We start from the raw sequence: 22,736 nt of genomic DNA, 5'->3' as shown, positions 1-22,736 counted from the left end.
GCTGGTGGTGGTTTTCGAGGGCCGTGATTCCGCCGGCAAGGGCGGCGTCATCAAGCGCATCACCCAGCGCCTCAACCCGCGCATCCGCCGTCGATCGATCGCATGCAGTATTTCCGCGACCTGATCGGCTTGCAGTCGGAACTGATCAAGCTGCAGTCCTGGGTTGCCTACCACAAGAAGAAGCTGGTGGTGGTTTTCGAGGGCCGTGATTCCGCCGGCAAGGGCGGCGTCATCAAGCGCATCACCCAGCGCCTCAACCCGCGCATCTGCCGCGTCGTGGCGCTGCCGGCGCCGACCGAGCGCGAAAAGTCACAATGGTATTTCCAGCGCTACGTGCCGCATCTGCCGGCCGGCGGCGAGATCGTGCTGTTCGACCGCTCCTGGTACAACCGCTCCGGCGTCGAGCGGGTGATGGGCTTTGCCGAACCCGATCAGGTCGAAGAGTTCTTCCGCGATGTGCCGGAGTTCGAACGCATGCTGGTCCGCTCCGGCGTCACGCTGGTCAAATACTGGTTCTCGATCACCGACGAGGAACAGCAGATGCGCTTCATGATGCGCATCCACGATCCGATGAAGCAGTGGAAGCTGTCGCCGATGGACCTGCAGTCGCGCGTGCGCTGGGAGCAGTACACCAAGGCCAAGGAAGAGACGTTTGCCCGCACCAACATCCCAGAGGCACCGTGGTACATCGTCGAAGGCAACGACAAGAAGCGGGCGCGGCTGAACTGCATCGACCATCTCCTCAAACAGCTGCCCTATGAGGACGTGCCGCACGAAGAAATCACGCTGCCCGAGCGGGTGTTCAACCCGGAGTACGAGCGCCAGGTCCTGCCGCGCGAGCTTTACGTGCCGGAGAAGTATTGAGCACTTTTCCTTCTCCCCGTTTCACGGGGAGAAGGTGCCTGAAGGGCGGATGAGGGGCAGCGCCGGCATCGACGAATTCACAGCCGTCGGACGCTGCTAACCTCCAAAAGCAGCGCTGCCCCTCATTGCCTGCCGGGCATTTCTCCCCGTAGAACGGGGAGAAAGAAGCCTGCGCCTATCACTTCGCCACTACACCCGCTTGATCGTCACATGCGTGGCGAGCGCTGTCGCCACCTGCTCGGTGCACTGGTAACCCAGCTTCAGCATATCCAGCCCGGCAAACAGGCTCTCGCCCCTCCCGAGCAACACTGGCGACACCGCCAGATGCAACTCGTCGATGAGCTTCTCTTGCAGATATTGCCGGATGGTGGAAACGCCGCCGCCGACGCGGACATCCTTGCCGCCGGCCGCGGCCTTTGCTTGTTCGAGCGCGGCGTGGATGCCGCCGGTGACGAAGTGGAAAACGGTGCCGCCTTCCATCGCAATGGGGTCGCGCTTGTGATGGGTCAGCACGAAGGTCGGCACATGATAGGGCGGGTTGTCGCCCCACCAGCCTTTCCAGCTCTCGTCCGGCCATTCGCCGCGGATTGGGCCGAACATGTTGCGGCCGAGGATCCAGGCGCCGACATTGTGGAAGCTGCCGATGGTGAACCGGTCGTCCACATCGGTGGTGCCGCCATCCTTGCCGACCATCTCGTGGAAGGTGCGGGTGCCGGTCATCCATTTGTGCAGATCTTCGCCACCAACGCCGAGCGGATTTTGCAGGTCCTGGTCAGGACCGGCGCCGAAACCGTCGAGCGACAAGGTGAAGGCATTGACGCGCAGTTTGGACATGGAAGACTCCCTTTGGTGACCAGTTGCGATTTGCAATCAGTATCCAAACCGATTGCATATCGCAAGTAGTTTTTAGAGGCAAGCCGATCTGTGGAATGCGCAGGGACCTCAAGCCGCCACGCGCTTCGGCATCACCGCAAACGGGCTGAGCCCAAGCCAGATCTGCATCTTGCCGGCGACGTCGAGATCGCCGGTCAGGCTGATCTTGTCGCGTTCCTTATGAACTGTCGTCAGCCCCATCCAGATCGAGGTCATGGTGCACAGATCGGTCGAGACGTAGAGATCGACGTCGAAGCCCGGATCGTACCAGCAAAGATCGACCTCGCCCTGCTTTTCGACGATCAGCCACCACGATCGTTTTGACGCCGGCAGGTCATGGTACAGGAATTGTATCACGGTGCGCCCGTCCGGCAGCGGGCTGGGGTTCAGATTGCGCCGCATGTCCCACATCAGCAGCGACGGATCGAGGTTTTTGAGCGACAGCCTGGCCTCGACCCATTTCTGGCCCCAAAACCCCATCGCCTCGACAACCGGGCGCAAATCCCGGCCCGCCTCGGTCAGCCGGTATTCGAACACGCCCTTCTCGGTCGCGATCTCGGTCCGCTCGACGATGCCGCCGGCCTCGAGGTCCTTGAGCCGTTGCGACAGAAGGGTTGGCGACATTTTCGGCACGCCGCGGCGCAAATCGTTGAAGCGGGTCGATCCCGCCACCAGTTCGCGCAGCAGCACCATGGTCCAGCGTGTGCAGAGCAGCTCGGCGGCCATGGAGAGCGGGCAGAATTGCTTGTAACCGGCTTGTGTCATGTGGTGAGCTCCAAAAGATGTTGCCGGACCTTATTCAGAAAACCTGAGTTCAGCCAGTACAGAAGCTGTACTGGCACCCCCGGTACAGTTCTGTGACTGGAGCGGTCCGGCGCCGCCATGCGAGGCAGCGGTCACGTCACCGGGCAGTCCGGTGCCGATCGATGAGGAGTTGGACAATGACCGCTTACGTGATCGCAGACATCAAGGTGAAGGACGACAAATGGGTGCCGGCCTATGCCGCTTCGGTGCATGACCTCGTCCACAAGCATGGCGGCAAGTATCTCGCCCGCAGCGGCAATGTGAAGACGCTGGAGGGCAAGCCGCTCGACACCAGCCTGATCGCCATCATGGCGTTTCCGTCGGCAAAGGCAGCCGAAGCCTTCACCAACGATCCGCAATACGCTCCGTTTGTGGCGGAGCGCCGGAAGGGCAGCGACAGCCGCTTCCAACTGATCGACGATACCGATCTCGCTGGAACGATCCCTTATTTGCCGAAGGCGTGAGGAAAAGCCGGAACCCGGTGTATCAGGGTTCCGGCTAACCCTTCAGCATTTGCGCCACTTCGGGCGCGAAGCAGGTGGACGGGTACTCTCACGCGATTTAGTCTTGAACTCGAAAGTCGGTAAACTGAGCAGGCGCGCACGTGACCATTATTTCACTCATTGCAAAACTGTTTGCCAACCGGAACCGCCCGCAGAATAGGCCAGCTCAAGTCCCAGAGCGGGTTTTCCGCAAAGAGGCGAAATTCAAGAAACATGGAAAATTCTTCCAGATCGGACCGACATATCGCGGCGGGTCCCATTGTCTTCAGCTGGAAAACGCCCAAGCTTTGGTGCCGCCACCCCGCATACTGCTCGGGCCGACGGAGTTTGGGGGATACGGCTTTCCTGAGTACCCGGAGACGCCCAGGCTACGGCCTGAAGCGACAGCCTATTGCAGGCCACCAAAAGACTTAGAAGATTTTCATTGTTACTGGCTTGTATCCGAGCGCCTGAAGGAAGTTCTGCAGTCAGTCGACCCCGATGGGGTCGTGTTTAACGACTGCGACGTATTCTATTTGAGCGGAAAGCCGATCGAACCAAAGCACTACCTTTGCGACATCGTTCGCAAGATTGATGCCGTGGATCTCGAATCGTCGAAGTTTAGGCTTTTGATCGGCGAGAATGGAGGCGTCCACTACGACCGCGCCGGAGGCGCGTGCTTCTATTTCAAGGAGGAGATTGTTGGCGATGCGCATATCTTCAAACAGAAGAACATGGGCATCGTCATTTGCACCGCCAAATTGAGAGAAGCCTGTGTCGAAGCAGGCATCAAGAATCCCGACTTGTTCCAAGACATGTCGGTTTGCGGGCGTGGTCGGCTGGACTTCGAAACAAGAAATGTCAAAGAGAGTTATGTGCTGGAGTGAATTTATCCCTTCAGCATTTGCGCCACTTCCGGCGCGAAGTAAGTCAGGATGCCGTCGCAGCCGGCGCGCTTGAAGGCGAGCAGGCTCTCCAGCATTGCCTTTTCGCCGTCGATCCAGCCATTGGCGGCCGCCGCCTTGATCATCGAATATTCGCCTGACACCTGGTAGGCGAAGGTCGGCATCTGGAACTCGTCCTTCAGCCGGCGGATGATGTCGAGATAGGGCAGGCCGGGCTTGACCATCAGCATGTCGGCGCCCTCGGCGATATCCTGCTCGGCCTCGCGCACCGCTTCGTCGGAATTGGCGTGGTCGAGATAGTAGGTCTTCTTGTCGCCCTTGAGCAGGCCGGCGGTGCCGACCGCCTCGCGGTAGGGGCCGTAGAAGGCGGAGGCGAATTTCGTCGCATAGGACATGATCGCCACATCCGAAAAACCGTTGGCGTCGAGTGCGTCGCGGATGGCGCCGATGCGGCCGTCCATCATGTCGGACGGCGCGATGATGTCGGCGCCGGCCGCTGCCTGGATGACGGCCGCGGCGGTCACCTGTTCCACTGTCTCGTCATTGACGATGATGCCGTCGCGCAAGATGCCGTCATGGCCGTGCGAGGTGAACGGATCGAGCGCGGCATCGGTGATGATGCCGATCTCGGGCACTGCGTCCTTGATGGCGCGGGTGGCGCGGTTGATTATGTTTTCCGGGTCGAGGATGTGCGATCCCGTCTGGTCGCGCAGGCTGAGTTCAACATTGGGGAAGGTGGCGATCGCCGGAATGCCGAGCTTAGCGGCCCGCTCGGCCTCCTTGACGGCGAGGTCCAGCGACAGGCGGAAGACGCCGGGCATGGCGGCGATCGGCTCGCGCGTGTTCTTGCCGTCGATCACGAAGATCGGCCAGATCAGATCGTTCACCGTAAGCCGGTTTTCCTGCACCAGGCGGCGCGACCAGTCGGCCTTGCGCATGCGCCGCAAGCGGCGGCTGCCGGTGATCTCGTCGACGCTGCGTGCGCCGAGCTTTGCCGGCGGGAATTTGTTGCTCGTCGCGGGGGTGAATTTGTTCATCGCAAAAACTCCGGGTCGAGGCGGCTTTTACCACGAGGCCTTGCCGCTGACCAATGCGACACGATTGTGCCAGCCGATGACGCGGTGCTTACGGCTTTGGCGGCCACGCCAGTTCTGGGCCGGTTTTGAAGAACGACACATTGTTGTGAAGGTGCTCTCCGGGGCGAGCCGGATCAGGCGCCCGTCCGGATGGCCGATGTCGGCGACATTGTCGATGAACCAGCGGTTCCAGGTCGCCTCCGGGCCGAGATATTTGTGCAGCAGCCGTTTGAAGCGGTTCGGCGCCATAGCTTCTATGGTGGCGACGCCGCGCAGGCCGAGATGCAGCAGGATGCCGGCCTCATTGTCGACGATCTCCACGGCGCAGCGCGGGTCACGTTCGAGGTGTTTGACAGCACTTGCGCCGGTCGAGCCGAGCAGCCAGATCGCAGCGTCCTCCCAGATGAACCACATCGGCGCGTTGCGCGGCGCACCGTCAGCGGTCACGGTCGCCAGATTGGCCATCAGCGGGCGGCTGAGAACATCATCCGGGTCGAACTTTTTCGGCATCTCCCAGCCATGGCTCGGCGCTGCGGTTTCAAGCGTCATGCGTTTGTCCCTGCATCAGAAGAAAGGCTGTTTTGCCCGGCAATTTTGCGCGCATTTCTGTCGGGGGCAAAGCACGGTCGCGTTCCCTTGCGAAAATCCAAACCGCGCCCGCCGGTTGACGCACCCATGCGCCACCTTTAGCACTTCAGTCCCGCAGGCGCGGGGAGGGATTCTCTGACGATGGTTTTTGGCGGCGGCGACAAGATCCGCTTCGAACGGTTGGGCAAGGCAGGCGTCGTCACGCTGACGCGGCCGCAGGCGCTCAATGCGCTGACACATCGCATGATCAAGGCGCTGGACAAGGCGCTCGACGCTTTTGAGCGCGACGTCGGCATCGATGTCGTCGTCGTCAAGGCCGAGGGCAGGGCGTTTTGCGCCGGCGGCGACATCATGCACGTCTACGAGGCCCGCGCCGGGAAGCCGCCGGTCGAGTTCTTCGCCGACGAATACCGGCTCAACGCCCGCATCAACAGTTACAAAAAGCCCTATGTCGCGCTGATCGACGGGATCGTTATGGGCGGCGGCGTCGGCATCTCTTTCCACGGTTCGCAGCGTGTGCTGACCGAGAACGCCCAGTTCGCCATGCCCGAAGTCGGCATCGGTTTCTTCCCCGATGTCGGCGGCAGCCATCTTCTGCCTGACCTTGGCGGCAGCTTCGGCATGTATCTGGCGCTGACCGGCAACCGCATTCGCTATGGCGATGCGCTGTGGTCTGGCCTGGCCACCCACACCATCAAGGCCGCCGACCAGGCTGCCTTTCTCGATCGGCTCTGCGCCAATGGCGATCCGGAATCGGTGCTGCGCGGCTTTTTCGTGCCGGCCAGGCGGGAGACCGGCCAGCCGGTGCTGGAAGCCATTGCCCGGCATTTTTCCCAACCCTCGCTCGCCGAAATCCTCGAGAGCCTGGAGCGCGCGGCAGGCGCCGACGAGTTTGCCGCCAAGACGCTGGCCACCATCCGCACCCGCTCGCCGACCAGCCTCAGTGTCGCGTGGCGCCAGATCAGCGCCGGGCTGACGCTGTCGATGGAAGCCTGCATGAAGATGGAGTTCCGCATCCTCAACCGCATGCTGGCCGGGCACGACTTCTATGAAGGCATCCGCGCCGTCCTCGTCGACAAGGGTTCGACGCCGCAGTGGCGGCCGGCAAGCCTGGCCGAGGTCGACGCTGCTTCGGTGGACGCCTATTTCGCGCCGCTCGAACGGGAACTCGAACTGTGAGCGAGGTCACGTCGCGGCGCATCGTGCTGCAGCCCTCGGGTGTCGAGATCATCTTCGCCTGGTTCCAGCGCGTCATAGCGGGCTATTGCCTGCTGTTCGGCATCCTGTACTGGATCCGGCTGATCGGCTTTTATCCCGGCCCGCTGTGGCGCTTCGACCTGATGCCGGTGCACTGGCAGGTCGTGGCGGTGATGCTGGCCGTGTTCTTCCCCTTCGCCGCCGCCGGCCTCTGGATGCTGGCGTCGTGGGGCCCGGTGATCTGGTTCATCTGCGCGGTGACCGAGACCATCATGTATGCCGGCTTCCCCGATCTGTACGGCCACCGGCCGCTGATCGTCTTCTCGCATGCCGCGGTGGCGCTGCTCTACATCGCCTTCCGCGTCGTTATCTGGATGCGCAAGCGCCCCGCGCGCGCCTGAAACGCCGCCCCGCAGCCATTGGGTAAATCTTTAGGTTAATTATCCTTGCTCGGGTGACCGTTCGTTAAGCGTCTTGCGAAACCTATTACCGGTAAGCTCTTGTTAGCCCTAGCGTTTAAGTCGAATTTTATGAGTATTCGATAGTGTCGCAATCAAGGTGAAAAACAAAAAATCACCAGGGCGACAAACGAGAGGCAAAGACAATGATCAATTCGCGTCCGGCGGCGAAGACCGCCAACGTATCCGACGATCGCCGCGAGGCTATCCGTTCGCTTTACATGGAATCGCTGCAACTGGTGGAGCGTCTGCATCGCCGTCTGCTTGACGTGATCAAGGACGAGTTCGACCGCAACGGCCGTTCCGACATCAATGCCATCCAGGCGCTGCTTCTGTTCAATATCGGCAATTCCGAACTGACCGCCGGCGAGCTGCGCTCGCGTGGCTACTATCTCGGCTCGAACGTCTCCTACAATCTGAAGAAGCTGGTCGATCTCGGCTTCATCAACCACCAGCGCTCGCGCATCGACCGCCGTTCGGTCCGCGTTTCGCTGACGCCGAAGGGCAATGAAGTGGCGGAAGTCGTCGCCGGTCTCTATGAGCGCCATGTCGGCTCGATCGAACAGGTCGGCGGCATCAACAGCGAAGAGTTCAAGCAGATGAACCGCGCGCTGCAGCGCCTCGACCGCTTCTGGAACGACACGATTGCCTACAGGATGTAATCAGCGGGCCATTGAATAGCAGCTGCGCCGGAAGAAGCGCGGCCGGAGGAAAGTCTCAGCCAACAGGCCGGTGCCGAAAAGCACCGGCCTTTTCTTTTCGAGCCGCCGGCGCTTCCAAATTCGGCGCAAAGCCACGTTGCCGCCATATTCGCGGTGGAAGCGAGGGGTGTGGGTATGCGGCGGCGAAAGCTGTTCGCGCGCCTGTAACGTCGCATCGCCGTCCGCTTTTTACGGCCAGGTGACGCAGGTCATGGTTGGCTAATTCTTAACAATGCCAACTTTAAAGTGCGGGCGATATCGCCCAAAATCGAGCACGTAGCCGAACGCTGCAACAGCCAAACGCTACAAGCCAACACGACAAGAATGTCTGGAACGTCCATGAGAACCAGCCGCCGCTTTTTCCTTTCCGGAGCTTCCGCGCTCGCCGTTGCCATGGTTGCCAATGCCGCCAGCGCGCAGGATGTGATCGACGATATCCTGAAGTCTTCGAACCGTGGCAATTGGGACGACCAGTTCGACGCCCGCGCCTCCGAAGGCGGCAAGGTCGCCTCGACGCTGCCGATCTTCAGCCTACAGACGGTCGCCTTCACCGAACAGGCTGTGGCGCAGTATCAGAACATCGTCGCCCAGGGCGGCTGGGGCGAGGTGCCGGCGACAAAGAAGCTGCAGCTTGGCGTCGACGATCCGGACGTGGTGCCGCTGCGCAAGCGGCTGATGGTTTCGGGCGATCTGGCGCAGAGCGCCGGCATTTCGACGTCGTTCGATTCCTACGTCGACGCCGCGGTCAAGCGCTTCCAGGCGCGCCATGGCCTGCCGGCCGACGGTGCCATGGGCAAGTACACTTATGCGGCGATGAACGTTTCGGCGCAGATCCGCCTCGGTCAGCTGCAGACCAATCTGGAGCGCTTGCGCGAAAAGGCCGGCACGCTGGGCAGCCGTTATGTGCTGGTCGATATCCCGGCGGCACAGATCGAGGCGGTCGAGAACGATCGCGTCGTGCTGCGCCACACCGCAATCGTCGGCAAGATCGACCGCCAGACCCCGGTGGTCAATTCCAAGATCAACGAGATCATCGTCAATCCTTACTGGAACGCGCCGGTCTCGATCGTGCGCAAGGACATCATTCCGCTGATGCGGAAGAACCCCGACTATCTCAAGGACAGCCATATCCGGCTGTTTGCGCCTGATGGCAGCGAAGTCGATCCGATGACTGTCGACTGGTCGACGGATGATGCCGCGAAATACCGCTTCCGCCAGGATCCGGGTTCCGGCAACGCCATGGCCTCGGTGAAGATCAACTTCCCCAGCCCCGACGGCGTCTACATGCACGATACGCCGCAGCAAAGCCTGTTCGGCAAGATGATGCGCTTCGATTCCTCGGGCTGCGTGCGTGTCCAGAACGTGCGCGACCTCGTCACATGGATCCTGCGCGACACACCCGGCTGGGACCGCCAGCATTTCGAGGCTACCATCAAGACCGGCGAGAACACGCCGGTGCAGGTCGTCAACCCGGTTCCGGTCCACTTCCTCTATGTGTCGGCCTGGTCGACGGGTCCGGGCGTCGTGCAGTTCCGCGACGACGTCTACGCGCTCGATGGCGCCAGCGAACTGCAGATCACCTCTTCGCTCTAGGTGCCTGAATTGTTTATGAAAAGGCCGCCGTGAGGCGGCCTTTTCCGTTCGACATCCCAACAGAAGAAGACTGGTGGCCGCCAGCCATGCAGGCCATGAACACTGCCGGACGTTGCGCCGCAGGCCCATCTGGACGGACTAACGGCAATTGCGCATGGTCCTCAAAACAGCCGGAATCGCGCCATGCAGGTCGCAATCTTCATCCTCGCCGTGCTGGTCTTCGTCGCTCTTTCCGGCGCACTGGTGCGGTTGGTTCGGGTGCCGCTGCCGGTGCTGCAGATTGCCATCGGCGCCGCGCTCGCATGGCCGGTGAAAGGCATCCATGTCGAGATCGACCCCGAACTCTTCCTGCTGGTGTTCATCCCGCCGCTTTTGTTCGGCGATGCCTATGGAGCGCCCAAACGCGAGCTGATCGCGCTGCGCGGACCGATCCTCGATCTGGCCATCGGGCTGGTCTTCTTTACCATTGTCGGCTTCGGTTATGCCTTGCACTGGTTGGTGCCGAGCATCCCGCTGGTCGTCGCCTTCGCGCTCGCTGCCGTGCTGTCCCCGACCGACGCCGTGGCGGTGTCCTCGATCGTCGACAGAAGCCTGGTGCCGGCGCGGCTGATGCATATTCTGGAAGGCGAGGCGCTGCTCAACGACGCCTCGGGCCTGGTCATGTTCCGCTTCGCCGTCGCCGCCGCCGTGACCGGTAGCTTTTCCTTCGCCGATGCATCGCTGAGCTTCGTTTATGCCGTCGCCATCGGCATCCTGGCCGGCATCGCCGCGTTGTTCATCGCCGCCAGGCTCCTGCAGCTTCTGAATCGCATCGGCGGCGTTCCGGCCGAGGCGCAGGTTCTGGTCATGGTCCTGCTGCCCTTCATTGCCTATCTCGTCGCCGAACATCTGCATGCCTCAGGCATTCTGGCGGCGGTCACCGCCGGGCTTTTGACCGGCGGCTCCGGCGTCTTCCGCTTCCTCGGCGTCTCGGCGCGCATGCAGACGATCTCGCTGTGGACGACCTTGTCCTTCGTCTACAATGGCGCGCTGTTCATCGTGCTCGGCATGCAGCTTCCCGAAATCATTCGCCGCGTGCCGCCCGAACTGACTGGCCATTACCCGATCATCCAGCCGGTCGCGACGGTGATTGCGCTGACGCTGTGCCTGATCGCGCTGCGCTTCCTCTGGATCTGGGTCGGCGACATCGCGGCAGGCCTCAAGGCAAAATGGGGAAAGCGCAAGGCCGAGCCGTTCGGGATGCGTGTGCGGCTTGCCGGCTCGGTGGCGGGCGTGCGCGGCGCGATCACGCTGGCCGGCATCCTGTCGCTCCCGCTCGCCATGCCGGACGGCTCGCCTTTTCCCGCGCGCGACCTGGTGATCTTCCTCGCCGCCGGCGTCATCATCTGTTCGCTCGCCATCGCCAGCGTGGCGCTGCCGAAGATAGCGCGCGGGCTGGTCGAGCCGGGCGAGGATGGCAGCGCCATCGAGGAGCGTCTCGCCCGCATCGGCGCCGCCAAGGCGGCCATCGCCCGCGTCGAAAGCATGGCGGGCGCCAGCGACGACGACCAGGGCGAGGTGCCCGGCGCCAGGCTTGCCGCCGCCGAAAACATCGTCGCCGGCTACCGGCGCCGGATCGCCACCTCGGACGAGGCCGACGACGCCCGGGCAGAGGCCCGCGAAGCCGGGCGGCTGGAGCTCGAAATGCGGCTTGCCGGCATCGAGGCCGAGCGCATCGCCGTGCGCGACATGTTAAGCAGCGGCGCGATCAACGACCATACGGCGCGGGCGCTGTTTACCGAGATCACGCTCACCGAAGCCTTGCTGCAGGGGCGGCAGGAGCGAAAATAGCGGTACAGGGCCGCTCTGGCGCAATCCGGCCAGCAAATTTCGCGCTGCAAACGTGGCGAGGCGAAAACAACTGTGTTAATGGCGCGGCAATGCATGTCGCCCGGAACCGTGCAGCGGTTTCGGGGCAACGATATGCATAGATAAATGCCCCGAACCGAAGGATTTCAGGCCATGGCAACTGCAGCGGCAGCGTCGAACAAGTTCGAATCCTTCTTCGAAACCACGCTGGAAGATGCCGATCCGGAGATCTTCGGCTCGATCCGCAACGAGCTTGGCCGCCAGCGTCACGAGATCGAGCTGATCGCCTCGGAAAACATCGTTTCGCGCGCCGTGCTCGAGGCGCAGGGCTCGATCATGACCAACAAATACGCCGAGGGTTATCCGGGCAAGCGCTATTATGGCGGCTGCCAGTTCGTCGACGTCGCCGAGGAACTCGCTATCGAGCGCGCCAAAAAGCTGTTCGGCTGCAACTTCGCCAATGTCCAGCCGAATTCCGGCAGCCAGATGAACCAGGCGGTCTTCCTGGCGCTGCTGCAGCCGGGCGATACCTTCATGGGCCTCGACCTGAACTCCGGCGGCCACCTGACGCACGGCTCGCCCGTCAATATGAGCGGCAAATGGTTCAAGGTCGTTTCCTATGGCGTGCGCAAGGACGACCATCTGCTCGACATGGACGCGATCGAAAAGACCGCGCATGAGACCAAGCCGAAGCTGATCCTGGCCGGCGGCACCGCCTATTCGCGCATCTGGGACTGGAAGCGCTTTCGCGAGATCGCCGATGCGGTCGGCGCCTATCTGATGGTCGACATGGCCCATATCGCCGGCCTGGTTGCCGGCGGCGTGCATCCGTCACCGCTGCCGCACGCCCATGTCGTGACCACGACCACGCACAAATCGTTGCGCGGCCCGCGCGGCGGCATGATCCTGTGCAATGACGAGGACATCGCCAAGAAGATGAACTCGGCGGTTTTCCCCGGCCTGCAGGGCGGGCCGCTGATGCATGTCATCGCCGCCAAGGCGGTCGCCTTCGGTGAGGCGCTGAAGCCGAGCTTCAAACTCTATGCCGAGAGTGTCGCCGCCAACGCGAAGGCGCTGGCGTCGAGCCTCAAGGAAACCGGCCTCGACATCGTCTCCGGCGGCACAGACAACCATCTGATGCTGGTCGATCTCAGGCCCAAGAACGCCACCGGCAAGCGCGCCGAGGCAGCGCTCGGGCGCGCCAACATCACCTGCAACAAGAACGGCATCCCGTTCGATCCGGAAAAGCCTTTCGTCACCTCTGGCGTGCGTCTGGGCACGCCGGCCGGCACCACGCGCGGCTTCGGCCAGGCCGAGTTCCGCGAGATCGGCAAGCTGATCGCCGAAGTGCTGGACGGGCTGAAGGTCGCCAATTCCGACGAAGGCAATGCGGCGGTCGAGGCGGCGGTGAAGGCAAAGGTCGTGGCGCTGACCGATCGTTTCCCGCTCTATCCCTATCTCGGTTGACCACCAGCGGCGCTTCGTCTTTTATCCCGCGCTCTGCGCGTCTTGCTGTCCGGGCGGCGCGGCCTGTTGGAGATCTGACGATGCGCATATTCCGTCCTGCCGTTCTGGCCTTCATCGGCTCGCTTGCCGCTTTCACCGCGTCAGGCGCGATAGCCCAGGAGCAGACGCAGCCGGGCACGGATATCCCGGCCACCAACACCTTTGGCAGGTGGACTACCATCATCGATGAGCTCGACACCGGCCAGGATTCGCACAAGACGTGTGCGGCCTCGACAGCCTTTGTCGACGGCAACGGCAATGCCGGCACGCTGACGCTTTCGATCTCGACTGGCGACGCCCTGCCGCCCGATGCCTATCCGGCGATCATGTTCACGATCGCCAACAAGGAGCTGCCGACCGGCAAGAAGATCGCCGCGACCTTTGGCGACCCCGGCGTCAAGGTTTCCGCGACCGTCTATTCCAATGATGCCGGCCGCCCGAGCTGGACCGTCGACAACCAGGCCAAGACCAGTCTCGCTTTGTTGCGTGCCATGCGCCAGGTCATCTCGCTCGATGTGACGTTCGGCAAGCAGGCTGTCGCCAGCATCCCGATGGATGGCTTCACCAAGGCCTACCGCAACCTCGGAACGTCCTGCGGCTTCCCGACCAAGGACGTCGCCCCCTGACATATCTGGCGCGGCTGGCAATTTTCCTCCCGCCTCGCTATCTCTGAGGGCGCGAGCGGCCGTTGCCGAACCTTTGCCGTCCCGGCAAAAACCTCTAAGCCTATCGTTCCGCCAGAATCGCCAACCCGAAGGCTCTCCATGCGCTGTCCCTATTGCCAGTCCGAAGATACGCAGGTGAAGGATTCGCGCCCCGCCGAGGATGGCGCCGCGATCCGCCGGCGGCGCGTTTGCCCCGATTGCGGTGGCCGTTTCACCACCTTCGAGCGCGTCCAGTTGCGCGACCTCGTGGTGGTCAAGAAGTCCGGCAGAAAGGTGCCGTTCGACCGCGACAAGCTCTTGCGTTCGGTGGAGATCGCGGTGCGCAAGCGCAATGTCGATCCCGAGCGCATCGACCGCGCCGTCACCGGCATCGTGCGCCAGCTCGAAAGCTCCGGCGAGACTGAAATCGCCTCGGGCGAGGTCGGCCGGCTCGTCATGGAAGCGCTGAAGTCGCTCGACGACGTCGCCTATGTCCGCTTCGCCTCTGTCTATCGCAATTTCCGTGAGGCCAAGGATTTCCACGATGTGCTGGGTGAGCTCAAAGGCGACGAGTTCAAGGGCGACGAGCTGAAGAGCGAAGAGGACGCCGGCTGAGCATGGCAACCCAAACGTCAGGGAAGGCCGATCAGCAGGCTCTCGATCGCGGTTTCATGGCGGCAGCGCTGAGACTCTCGCGCCGAAATGCCGGCCGCACCTCGACCAACCCTTCGGTCGGCACCATCATCGTTCGCGACGATGGCGCCGGGCCGATGATCGTCGGCACCGGCGTCACCGCTGTTGGCGGCCGGCCGCATGCCGAGACCGAGGCGCTGGCTCAAGCCGGCGAGTTGGCCCGCGGTGCCACCGCCTATGTCACGCTGGAGCCCTGCGCCCACCATGGCCGCACCCCGCCTTGCGCCAACGCGCTGGTCAATGCCGGAGTGGCGCGGGTCGTCGGCGCCGCCAGCGATCCCGATCCGCGCGTCTCCGGCAAAGGCTATGCCATCCTGCGCGCCGCCGGCATCGAAGTGGTCGAAAAGGTGCTGGCCGAGGAAGCCGCCGAGCAGATGGCCGGCTATTTGATTCGGTCCCTGAAAAAGCGCCCGGAAGTGATTCTGAAGCTTGCGCTTTCCAGCGACGGCAAGATCGGCAGGCACGGCGCCGGCCAGGTCGCGATCACCGGCGATATCGCCCGCCGCGAAGTCTATCTGATGCGCGCCGAAGCCGATGGCATACTGGTCGGCATCGGCACGGCGCTGGAGGATGATCCGGCGCTCACCGTGCGGCTGCCGGGGCTGGAGAACCGCTCGCCGGCGCGCATCGTGCTCGACCGCCAGATCAGGCTGCCGGAAGCCTCGAAGCTGGTCTCCGGCACCGACCGAGTGCCGCTCTATGTCGCCGCGAGCCTGGGGGCCGATCCGCTACGGCGGTCGGTGCTGGAGCGTGCCGGTGTGCGCTTCATCGGCACCGAAACCCATGAAGGCGGCGTGGCCTTGCCGGAACTGCTCGAGGATCTCGGCGCGCTCGGCATGGCCAGCGTTCTGGTCGAAGGCGGCGCCAAGGTGGCCAGCGCCTTCCTCGCCGAAGGACTGATCGACCGCATCGTGCTGTTCCAGGGGCCGGAAGCGATCGGCGAGGGCGGCATTGTATCGCCCGTCGACGCCAACCATATCCCGGCAGGCTTCCGCAAATTGCGCGAGATGCGCTTCGGGGAAGATGTCTATGCGGAATGGATAAGGGACCTCTAGGGATCAGCATCGATGTTTACCGGAATTGTCACCGATATCGGCACCGTCGCGGCCGTCAAGCCGCTGAGCGAAGGTGTCGGCCTGCGCATCGACACTGCCTATGATCCCGCGACCATCGCCATTGGCGCCTCGATCTCTTGCGGCGGCGTCTGCCTGACGGTCACGGCTTTGCCCGACGATGGCTCGAACGCCCGCTGGTTCGAGGTCGAAGCCTGGGAAGAGGCACTGAGGTTGACCACGGCGTCGGGCTGGAAATCAGGCACCAGGGTCAATCTGGAGCGGGCGCTGAAGATCGGCGACGAGCTCGGCGGCCACATCGTCTCCGGCCATGTCGATGGCATGGCCGAAATCGTCGAACGCAAGGACGAGGGCGATGCGGTGCGCTTTACGCTGGAGGCGCCGCGCGAACTGGCGAGATTCATCGCGCCAAAAGGCTCGGTCGCACTTGATGGCACCTCGCTTACCGTCAACAAGGTCGAAGGCACCCGTTTCGACGTGCTTTTGATCCATCATTCGCTGACCGTGACCACTTGGGGCGAGCGCAAGGTCGGCGACAAGGTCAACCTCGAGATCGACACCATGGCCCGCTACGCCGCGCGCCTAGTCGAGGCGGCGAAAGAGGGGCTTTGATGGCCGCAAGACTCACAATCGAACAGAAAAAGCGGCTTACGCGCAAAGCAATGGCCGATGTAGACGGGGGTCGTGTAGTGGATCACGAAGCTGTTCTCGTCTGGGCTGAAAGCCTCTGCAGCGAGTGCCCGCTACCGACGCCCAGCCCAAAGACGCGCTAGGCCAGGCTTCGCCTCCAGCAATCTTCCGCTTGCGATCAAACCGGCTTCGGCCTAAGTCACCGGCTACCCCCGGAGACATTTATGGCTGGCACATCCCAACACGGCAAAGCGTTCATTCGCCCGAAGAAGAAGGCCCACCTTCTGATCATCGAGGCGCGCTTTCATGACGATCTTGCCGACGCGCTGCTCGACGGCGCGACGAGCGCGCTCGACGAAGCTAGCGCGACCTATGACGTCGTCACCGTTCCCGGTTCGCTGGAAATTCCAGCCGTGATCACTTTTGCGCTCGACGGCATGGGCGAGGGCGGCAAGGACTATGATGGTTTTGTCGCGCTCGGCACCATCATCCGCGGCGACACTTATCATTTCGACATCGTCGCCAATGAATCGAGTCGCGCGCTGATGGATCTCTCGGTCCAGGAAGCGATTGCGATCGGCAACGGCATCCTGACCACCGAGAACGACGCGCAGGCCTGGACGCGCGCCAAGCGCTCGGAGGGTGACAAGGGCGGCTTTGCCGCGCGCGCGGCGCTGACCATGATCGCGCTCAAAGAGAAGCTGGGAGCGCAATCGTGAGCGAACCCGCTTCGCCCGGCCAGCCCGCGATACGCCACGCCAACAAGCGTGGCGCCGCCCGTCTGGCCGCCGTGCAGGCGCTTTACCAGATGGACGTGGCCGGCAGCGGCGTCTTCGAGATCACCGCCGAATACGAGGCGTTCCGGCTCGGCAAGGAAGTCGACGGCGCGCTTTATCGCGAGGCCGACGCGCAGTGGTTCCGCGCCATCCTGGCCGGCGTCGTCGAGAACCAGACGACCATCGATCCGATTATACGCCAGGCGCTGACGGAAGACTGGCCGCTGTCCAGACTCGATTCGACGTTGCGCGCAATCCTGCGCGCTGGCGTCTACGAACTGATGAAGCGCGACGACGTGCCGGTGGCCGTCATCGTTTCGGAATATGTCGACATCGCCAAGGCCTTCTACGAGGAAGACGAGCCGAAGCTGACCAACGCCGTGCTCGACCGTGTGTCGCGCCGGGTGCGGGGCGAGGGGCGCGGCAAGGACGCATTGTGACCGGCACCGTCCCCGGCGCAGCAAGGGAAGCGCGCCGCACGGCGATCATCCTGGCGACGTCGCAGGCGATTATCGGTTCGGCCGCGCCGATTGCCATTTCCATGGGCGGGCTGGCCGGGCAATATCTGCTTGGCCCCGATAAGTCGCTGGCAACGGCGCCAATCACCGGCTTCAACATCGGCGTGGCGCTCGGCGCGTTGCCGGCCGCGGCCATCATCCGCTGGCTCGGCCAGCGCGGCGGCTTCATGACCGGCACCATCGTGACCGCGCTTGGCGGCGTCATCTCCACGCTGGCACTGTTCCACGCCAGCTTCTGGCTGTTCGCTTTCGCGCTGCTGGTGATCGGCGTCGGCGGCGCCTTCGTCCAGCAGTTCCGCTTCGCCGCCGCCGATAATGCTCCGCCCGAATTCAAGGCGCGCGCCATTTCCTTCGTGCTGGCCGGCGGCGTCATCACCGCGATCCTCGGGCCGCAGATCGTCATCTTCACCCGCGAATTGCTGGCGCCGGTGATGTTTGCCGGCTCGTTCGTGGCCATTCCGGTTCTGGCGGCGGCCGGCGCCATCATCCTGTCATTCCTGCGCATCCCGGCCAAGGCTCCCGGCCACGCGGAAGTCGCGTCAAGCGACGCCCGGCCGCTGTCCGATATCGTCACCCGGCCGCGTTTTGTCGCGGCGCTGTTTTGCGCCGTCGGCAGCTATGCGCTGATGAGTTTCGTCATGACCGGCGCGCCGCTGGCCATGGTCGGCTGCGGCCTGTCGACAGACGACGCCACGCTCGGCATTTCCTGGCATGTGATGGCGATGTTTGCGCCGAGCTTCTTCACCGGATCGCTGATCCATCGCTTCGGCGCCGAACGCATCGTCGCCACCGGCCTGGTCCTGCTCATCGGCTGCGCCGCGGTGGCATTGTCCGGCCTGCATTTGTGGCAGTTCTGGACGGCGCTGATCCTGCTTGGCCTCGGCTGGAATTTTGCCTTCATCGGCGCCACCTCCATGGTCGCCGACAGCTACCATCCGTCCGAAAAGAGCAAGGTGCAGGGCTTCCACGACTTCGTCCTGTTCGGCTCCGTCGCCTTCGCCTCGCTAATGTCGGGCGCCATCTATAATGCCTGGGGCTGGGAGATGCTGAACTGGCTGGTTTTCCCGGTCGTCGCCCTCTGCTTCGTCGCCCTTGGCGCGCTCAAACTGACCGGATCGCGCAAAGCCCGCGCCTGATCCGGTTCTATCTTTGGCTTGGCACGACGTGTCAGCATGGCGGCGGCCGAAATCGCGGCGACCGCACAAAATTATTGCGTCTGTACCCATTGTTATGAAACCGTGTGCCCCGACGGGGCGTTGAAGCCATGCTCATATGCGGCCACCGCATTTCGGTCCAAAGCAAGGGGTTTTCACAATGTTTTCAGTCAAGATTCTGACCGGCGCGGCGTTGGCGCTCGGCATCACGGCCGCCTCCGCCAATGCCCAGGTGGTCGTCTCCTCGAAGATCGACACCGAGGGCGGCGTGCTCGGCAACATCATCCAGCTTGTGCTCAACGCCAACAACATCAAGACCACCGACCGCATCCAGCTCGGCGGCACGCCGGTGGTACGCAAGGCGATCACTGCCGGCGAGATCGACATCTATCCCGAGTACACCGGCAATGCCGCTTTCTTCTTCGAGAAGGCCGACGATCCGGTCTGGAAGGATGCCGCCAAGGCCTATGAGACCGCCAAGAAGCTCGACTATGACGCCAACAAGATCGTCTGGCTGTCGCCGTCACCGGCCAACAACACCTGGGCGATCGCGCTGCGCAAGGAGGTTGCCGAGACCAACAAGCTGGCGACCCTGACCGACTTCGGCAAATACGTCGCCGGCGGCGGCACGGTGGTTTTGGCGGCGTCGGCTGAGTTCGTCAATTCGGCGGCAGCCCTGCCGGCGTTCCAGACCACTTACGGCTTCACGCTGAAGCCCGAGCAGTTGATCACGCTTTCGGGCGGCGACACCGCCGCGACAATAGGTGCTGCCGCCAACCAGACCAACGGCGCCAACGCCGCCATGGTCTACGGCACCGACGGCGGCATCGCGCCGTCCGGCCTGGTCGTGCTCGCCGACGACAAGGGCGTGCAGCCGGTCTACCAGCCGGCGCCGATCATCCGCGAAGCGGTGCTGAAAGAGCATCCGGAGATCGAGACGCTGTTGAAGCCGGTGTTCGCCAAGCTCGACCTCGTCACGCTGCAGGAACTCAACGGCCGCGTCCAGGTCGGCGGCGAGCCGGTCAAGGGTGTCGCCGAGGACTTTTTGAAGAAGAACGGGTTTTTGAAGTAGTCAGCGCATAGCTGATCGTGACGCTGGTGCGAGACACCCCTCTCTGGAAGCTGCTGATCTCCCCCCTTGCGGGGGAGATGTCCGGCAGGACAGAGGGGGGTGCTGTCCCGCCGACCTCACAACCGGTAGCAGGTGCGTGCCTCGACAGGGTTGCTTCTGAACAGGCCGACGCTCGAAAGCTGGCGATCCTTCACACCCCCCTCTGGCCTGCCGGCCATCTCCCCCGCAAAGGGGGAGATCGGATTTCGCGTCGGCTTTCGCCGATCACCAGCGTAGTCTGCGCAACGTGGAAAATCGCTCCTCATGAGGGGCATCCATGACCCTGCGTTTCGACAAGCTCGGCATGGTTATCGCGGCGATCGTTGCCTATGCGGCGTTTCTGGCCCCGTTCGCCACCTTCCGCGCCAATCGTATCGTCCCCGGTCAGGCGCGCTCGATGCTGGAGGCTTTGCCCGCAACGATCGGGCCGCTGCTGCTGGCAGTCGTCGTCGTGGCCGCAATTGTTGCCTTGCTGAAGACCCCGCTTGTCCTGCGCCTGGCCGCAAGCGTCGTGGCGCTCGCCGCCCTTGCCATCCTGATCGGTGTCGCCGGGACCTTCCTGATGCCGGCCGGCAACACCTTCGCCCGCATCTCGCCGGCTTCCGGGTTCTGGCTGTTGATCTTTGCCTTCACATTGTTGCTCGCCGACGTGCTGACCAGGCTCAACCTGTCGCCACCGGCCCGCGTCGGCGTGCTCGTCGTCGCGGCGCTGGCCATCGGCTTGTTGCTAATATCGGGGCAGTGGGACAGCCTGTCGATCCTCAAGGAATATGCAAACCGCCCCGATAGTTTCTGGGCCGAAGGCTCCAAGCACATCACACTGGCGCTGGGGTCGCTGGCGGCGGCGGTGATCGTCGGCCTGCCGCTCGGCATCCTGTGCCACCGCGTCGAACGGTTGCGGGCCGGCGTGCTCAATGTGCTCAACATCGTCCAGACCATACCCTCGATCGCGCTGTTCGGCCTGCTGATCGCGCCGCTGGGCTGGGTCGCCGCGCATGTTCCGGGTGCCGCAGCGCTCGGTATCAGAGGCATCGGCACCGCGCCCGCCTTCGTGGCTTTGTTCCTCTATTCGCTGCTGCCGGTGGTGGCCAACACCGTGGTCGGGCTTGCCGGCGTACCCCGCGCGGCCAATGATGCAGCGCGCGGCATGGGCATGACCGATGGCCAGCGCCTGTTCGGCGTCGAGTTTCCGTTGGCCTTTCCGGTGATCCTCACCGGCATCCGCATCGTGCTGGTGCAGAACATCGGCCTGGCCACCATCGCAGCACTAATCGGCGGCGGCGGCTTTGGTGTGTTTGTGTTTCAGGGCGTCGGCCAGACCGCAATGGACCTGGTGCTGCTCGGCGCCGTGCCGACGGTGGCGCTGGCCTTCGCCGCGGCCATCATCCTCGACGCAGTGATCGAAATGACCGCCACCAGGCGCAGGGTTGAAACGGCATGATCGAGATCGAAGGCATTACCAAGCGCTATGACGCGACGACCGTGGTCGACGACGTGTCCATGGTCGTCGAGCCGCGTACGGTTTGCGTCATTGTCGGTACCTCCGGTTCCGGCAAGACGACGCTGCTGCGAATGATCAACCGGCTGGTCGAGCCGACCGCCGGCGTCATCAAGTTCGACGGCAACGACAACCGCACGCTGCCCGGCTACGAGCTGCGCCGCAGCATCGGCTACGCCATCCAGGGCCACGGCCTGTTCCCGCACCGCACCGTTGCGCAGAACGTCGCCACCGTGCCGGTCCTGCTGGGCTGGGACAAGGACCGCATCAAGGCCCGCGTCGATGAATTGATGACACTCTACCAGCTCGACCCCGAGGCCTATGGCCCGCGCTACCCGCACGAACTGTCCGGCGGGCAACAGCAGCGTGTCGGCGTCGCCCGCGCGCTCGCCGCCGAGCCCAATGTGCTTCTGATGGACGAACCGTTCGGCGCACTCGACCCGATCATCCGCACCAAGGCGCAGGAGGACCTGCTGGCAATCCAGAAGCGCTTCGGCACCACCATCATCCTCGTTACCCACGACATGGAGGAGGCCGTCCACATGGGCGACAAGATCGCCGTCATGGATGCCGGAAAGCTGGTGCAATACGCCAAGCCGGAAGAGATCCTGGCGCGGCCGGCGAACGCCTTCGTCGAAACCCTGGTCGGCGCCAGCGAAAAGCCGTTCCGGCTCTTGTCGCTCGGCCGCGTGCGCGACGCCGTGGAAAAGGGGACTGCCGAAGGCGAGGCGATCCCAGGCGACGCCAGCCAGCGCGACGCGCTGGCCGAGCTTCTGTGGTCGGGCCGGCCGGCGCTGCCGGTCAAGGGCGAAGACGGCAAGCTGCTCGGCCGCGTCACCGTCGACGGGCTGGTGAAGCGCGCGGCGAGGCCGGCATGAAAGGGGCCGGTCTAAAAGCCTGGCTGCCTTCGCTGCTCAGGCTTGCCCTGGTGGTGCTTCTCATAGCCTTCGTCACCAATCCCGGCTGGTTCGAGCCGCTGTTGAAGCCGCTGACCGAAAACAATGCGCCGGCGATCTACAATCAGGGCAGCCTGCTGACGCTGACCCTGCTGCATCTCAGGACCGTGCTGATCGCTACCGTCGCCGCAACCATCGTTGCCGTGGCGCTTGCCATCCTGGTGACCAGGCCGGCGGGCGCCGAATTCCTGCCGCTGTCGCGCAGTCTGGTCAATATCGGCCAGACCTTTCCGCCGGTGGCGGTGCTGGCGCTGGCGGTGCCCGCCATCGGTTTCGGCGAGAAGCCGACGCTGATTGCGCTGTTTCTCTACGGCCTGCTGCCGATCTTCGAGAACGCGCTGACCGGCCTCACAACGCTGCCCGGCAACATCATGGAGGCCGCGCGCGGCGCCGGCATGACGGGCTGGCAAAGACTGGTCAAGGTCGAATTGCCGCTGAGCGCGCCGATCATTCTGGGAGGAATAAGGCTGTCGGTGGTGATCAGCCTGGCCACGGCGACGATCGGCTCGACGGTTGCCGCCAAGACGCTGGGCGAGGTGATCATCGCCGGCCTGCTGTCCAACAATCTCGCCTTCGTCCTGCAAGGCGGCCTGATCGTCGCGGCGCTGGCGATGCTGATCTATGACGGACTGTCCGCCATCGAGCGCTATACGGCGCGCAAGATGGGGCAGGAGACTGGCGACTGACCTTCGCTGGACTGCGGGCAAAGCATTGACTGACGCAGCGTCATTTCAACCGATCTAATAGCAAGGCATCGGCCACGGGAATGTTCTGGCCTAAACCTTTTG

General features: G+C 63.4%; 25 protein-coding genes and 1 pseudogene. 22 read left to right on the top strand and 4 right to left on the bottom strand.

Annotated features, from left to right (window positions below):
- Positions 1 to 4 precede the first annotated feature (4 nt).
- Both NKI35_RS26420 and ppk2 read left to right on the top strand, forming a co-directional pair.
- Positions 5 to 124, top strand: coding sequence for a hypothetical protein (locus tag NKI35_RS26420; protein ID WP_352741807.1), 120 nt, complete (start codon positions 5 to 7; stop codon positions 122 to 124).
- Positions 79 to 864: pseudogene (ppk2, locus tag NKI35_RS26415) on the top strand (polyphosphate kinase 2); the annotation flags it as partial. The gene NKI35_RS26420 and the pseudogene ppk2, both read left to right, overlap by 46 nt.
- A 189-nt stretch (positions 865 to 1,053) precedes the next feature.
- Here ppk2 and NKI35_RS26410 read toward each other — a convergent pair.
- Together NKI35_RS26410 and NKI35_RS26405 are read right to left on the bottom strand one after the other, a co-directional pair.
- Entirely contained in the window at positions 1,054 to 1,698 is a 645-nt protein-coding gene (locus NKI35_RS26410) for a dihydrofolate reductase family protein (RefSeq protein ID WP_023682404.1), read from the bottom strand.
- 108 nt (positions 1,699 to 1,806) lie between these two features.
- The gene (locus NKI35_RS26405) at positions 1,807 to 2,502 is read right to left on the bottom strand and encodes a winged helix-turn-helix transcriptional regulator (protein ID WP_023682403.1); all 696 of its coding nucleotides are present in this window, start codon (positions 2,500 to 2,502) and stop codon (positions 1,807 to 1,809) included.
- A 176-nt stretch (positions 2,503 to 2,678) separates the two neighbouring features.
- Between NKI35_RS26405 and NKI35_RS26400 the strand changes: the two genes are divergently transcribed.
- Complete coding sequence (locus NKI35_RS26400) at positions 2,679 to 3,005, top strand: DUF1330 domain-containing protein (RefSeq protein ID WP_023673003.1); 327 nt, start codon at positions 2,679 to 2,681, stop codon at positions 3,003 to 3,005.
- Positions 3,006 to 3,145: 140 nt separating this feature from the next.
- On the top strand, positions 3,146 to 3,910 hold the full coding sequence (locus tag NKI35_RS26395) for an imm11 family protein (protein ID WP_023715392.1): 765 nt from the start codon (positions 3,146 to 3,148) through the stop codon (positions 3,908 to 3,910).
- Positions 3,911 to 3,912: 2 nt separating this feature from the next.
- Here NKI35_RS26395 and hemB read toward each other — a convergent pair whose 3' ends face one another.
- The gene (gene hemB / locus NKI35_RS26390) at positions 3,913 to 4,965 is read right to left on the bottom strand and encodes a porphobilinogen synthase (protein ID WP_023682401.1); all 1,053 of its coding nucleotides are present in this window, start codon (positions 4,963 to 4,965) and stop codon (positions 3,913 to 3,915) included.
- Positions 4,966 to 4,992: 27 nt separating this feature from the next.
- Positions 4,993 to 5,553 (bottom strand): pyridoxamine 5'-phosphate oxidase family protein, encoded by a 561-nt coding sequence (locus tag NKI35_RS26385; protein ID WP_023682400.1) that lies wholly within the window; start codon positions 5,551 to 5,553, stop codon positions 4,993 to 4,995.
- Between the two features lie 180 nt (positions 5,554 to 5,733).
- Between NKI35_RS26385 and NKI35_RS26380 the strand changes: the two genes are divergently transcribed.
- The 18 genes from NKI35_RS26380 to NKI35_RS26300 all read left to right on the top strand — a co-directional run bounded on the left by NKI35_RS26380 (position 5,734) and on the right by NKI35_RS26300 (position 22,634).
- Entirely contained in the window at positions 5,734 to 6,771 is a 1,038-nt protein-coding gene (locus NKI35_RS26380) for an enoyl-CoA hydratase/isomerase family protein (protein ID WP_023682399.1), read from the top strand.
- The gene (locus NKI35_RS26375; protein ID WP_023682398.1) at positions 6,768 to 7,190 is read left to right on the top strand and encodes a DUF6163 family protein; all 423 of its coding nucleotides are present in this window, start codon (positions 6,768 to 6,770) and stop codon (positions 7,188 to 7,190) included. The genes NKI35_RS26380 and NKI35_RS26375 overlap by 4 nt, the downstream gene beginning before the upstream one ends.
- Before the next feature lie 203 nt (positions 7,191 to 7,393).
- Positions 7,394 to 7,909 (top strand): transcriptional regulator LdtR, encoded by a 516-nt coding sequence (gene ldtR / locus NKI35_RS26370; RefSeq protein WP_023672997.1) that lies wholly within the window; start codon positions 7,394 to 7,396, stop codon positions 7,907 to 7,909.
- Positions 7,910 to 8,287: 378 nt separating this feature from the next.
- Positions 8,288 to 9,541, top strand: coding sequence for a L,D-transpeptidase family protein (locus NKI35_RS26365; protein WP_023682396.1), 1,254 nt, complete (start codon positions 8,288 to 8,290; stop codon positions 9,539 to 9,541).
- Between the two features lie 183 nt (positions 9,542 to 9,724).
- Positions 9,725 to 11,371, top strand: a complete 1,647-nt coding sequence (locus NKI35_RS26360; protein ID WP_023752010.1) for a Na+/H+ antiporter — start codon at positions 9,725 to 9,727, stop codon at positions 11,369 to 11,371.
- A 171-nt stretch (positions 11,372 to 11,542) separates the two neighbouring features.
- Positions 11,543 to 12,856: a serine hydroxymethyltransferase gene (gene glyA / locus NKI35_RS26355; protein WP_023669349.1), complete on the top strand. Its 1,314-nt coding sequence runs from the start codon at positions 11,543 to 11,545 to the stop codon at positions 12,854 to 12,856.
- A gap of 80 nt (positions 12,857 to 12,936) precedes the next feature.
- Positions 12,937 to 13,521: an invasion associated locus B family protein gene (locus NKI35_RS26350; protein ID WP_023682395.1), complete on the top strand. Its 585-nt coding sequence runs from the start codon at positions 12,937 to 12,939 to the stop codon at positions 13,519 to 13,521.
- A gap of 138 nt (positions 13,522 to 13,659) precedes the next feature.
- A complete protein-coding gene (nrdR, locus tag NKI35_RS26345; RefSeq protein WP_023682394.1) occupies positions 13,660 to 14,154 on the top strand; it encodes a transcriptional regulator NrdR in 495 nt (164 codons plus the stop codon).
- Positions 14,155 to 14,156: 2 nt separating this feature from the next.
- Positions 14,157 to 15,287 (top strand): bifunctional diaminohydroxyphosphoribosylaminopyrimidine deaminase/5-amino-6-(5-phosphoribosylamino)uracil reductase RibD, encoded by a 1,131-nt coding sequence (gene ribD / locus NKI35_RS26340; protein WP_023682393.1) that lies wholly within the window; start codon positions 14,157 to 14,159, stop codon positions 15,285 to 15,287.
- Positions 15,288 to 15,299: 12 nt separating this feature from the next.
- Complete coding sequence (locus NKI35_RS26335; protein ID WP_023682392.1) at positions 15,300 to 15,917, top strand: riboflavin synthase; 618 nt, start codon at positions 15,300 to 15,302, stop codon at positions 15,915 to 15,917.
- A complete protein-coding gene (locus NKI35_RS31380) occupies positions 15,917 to 16,078 on the top strand; it encodes a hypothetical protein (protein WP_488377012.1) in 162 nt (53 codons plus the stop codon). Before NKI35_RS26335 ends, NKI35_RS31380 begins: the two co-directional genes overlap by 1 nt.
- A gap of 81 nt (positions 16,079 to 16,159) precedes the next feature.
- Positions 16,160 to 16,654: a 6,7-dimethyl-8-ribityllumazine synthase gene (gene ribH, locus NKI35_RS26330; protein ID WP_023682391.1), complete on the top strand. Its 495-nt coding sequence runs from the start codon at positions 16,160 to 16,162 to the stop codon at positions 16,652 to 16,654.
- A complete protein-coding gene (gene nusB / locus NKI35_RS26325; protein ID WP_023682390.1) occupies positions 16,651 to 17,151 on the top strand; it encodes a transcription antitermination factor NusB in 501 nt (166 codons plus the stop codon). The genes ribH and nusB overlap by 4 nt, the downstream gene beginning before the upstream one ends.
- Entirely contained in the window at positions 17,148 to 18,365 is a 1,218-nt protein-coding gene (locus tag NKI35_RS26320; RefSeq protein ID WP_023682389.1) for an MFS transporter, read from the top strand. Before nusB ends, NKI35_RS26320 begins: the two co-directional genes overlap by 4 nt.
- A gap of 178 nt (positions 18,366 to 18,543) precedes the next feature.
- On the top strand, positions 18,544 to 19,455 hold the full coding sequence (gene osmF, locus NKI35_RS26315; protein ID WP_023682388.1) for a glycine betaine ABC transporter substrate-binding protein OsmF: 912 nt from the start codon (positions 18,544 to 18,546) through the stop codon (positions 19,453 to 19,455).
- 316 nt (positions 19,456 to 19,771) lie between these two features.
- Complete coding sequence (locus NKI35_RS26310) at positions 19,772 to 20,935, top strand: ABC transporter permease (protein WP_352741806.1); 1,164 nt, start codon at positions 19,772 to 19,774, stop codon at positions 20,933 to 20,935.
- Positions 20,932 to 21,870, top strand: a complete 939-nt coding sequence (locus NKI35_RS26305) for an ABC transporter ATP-binding protein (protein ID WP_352741805.1) — start codon at positions 20,932 to 20,934, stop codon at positions 21,868 to 21,870. Before NKI35_RS26310 ends, NKI35_RS26305 begins: the two co-directional genes overlap by 4 nt.
- Positions 21,867 to 22,634 carry an ABC transporter permease gene (locus tag NKI35_RS26300; RefSeq protein ID WP_352741804.1) on the top strand — a complete coding sequence of 256 codons (768 nt, stop codon included), beginning with the start codon at positions 21,867 to 21,869 and terminating at the stop codon, positions 22,632 to 22,634. Before NKI35_RS26305 ends, NKI35_RS26300 begins: the two co-directional genes overlap by 4 nt.
- Positions 22,635 to 22,736 lie beyond the last annotated feature (102 nt).

The sequence above is a fragment of the Mesorhizobium sp. M0676 genome, assembly GCF_040320535.1.
GTDB lineage: Bacteria > Pseudomonadota > Alphaproteobacteria > Rhizobiales > Rhizobiaceae > Mesorhizobium.
The sequence above is the reverse complement of the archived record's forward strand: the minus strand, read 5'-3'. Positions and strand labels throughout refer to the sequence as shown.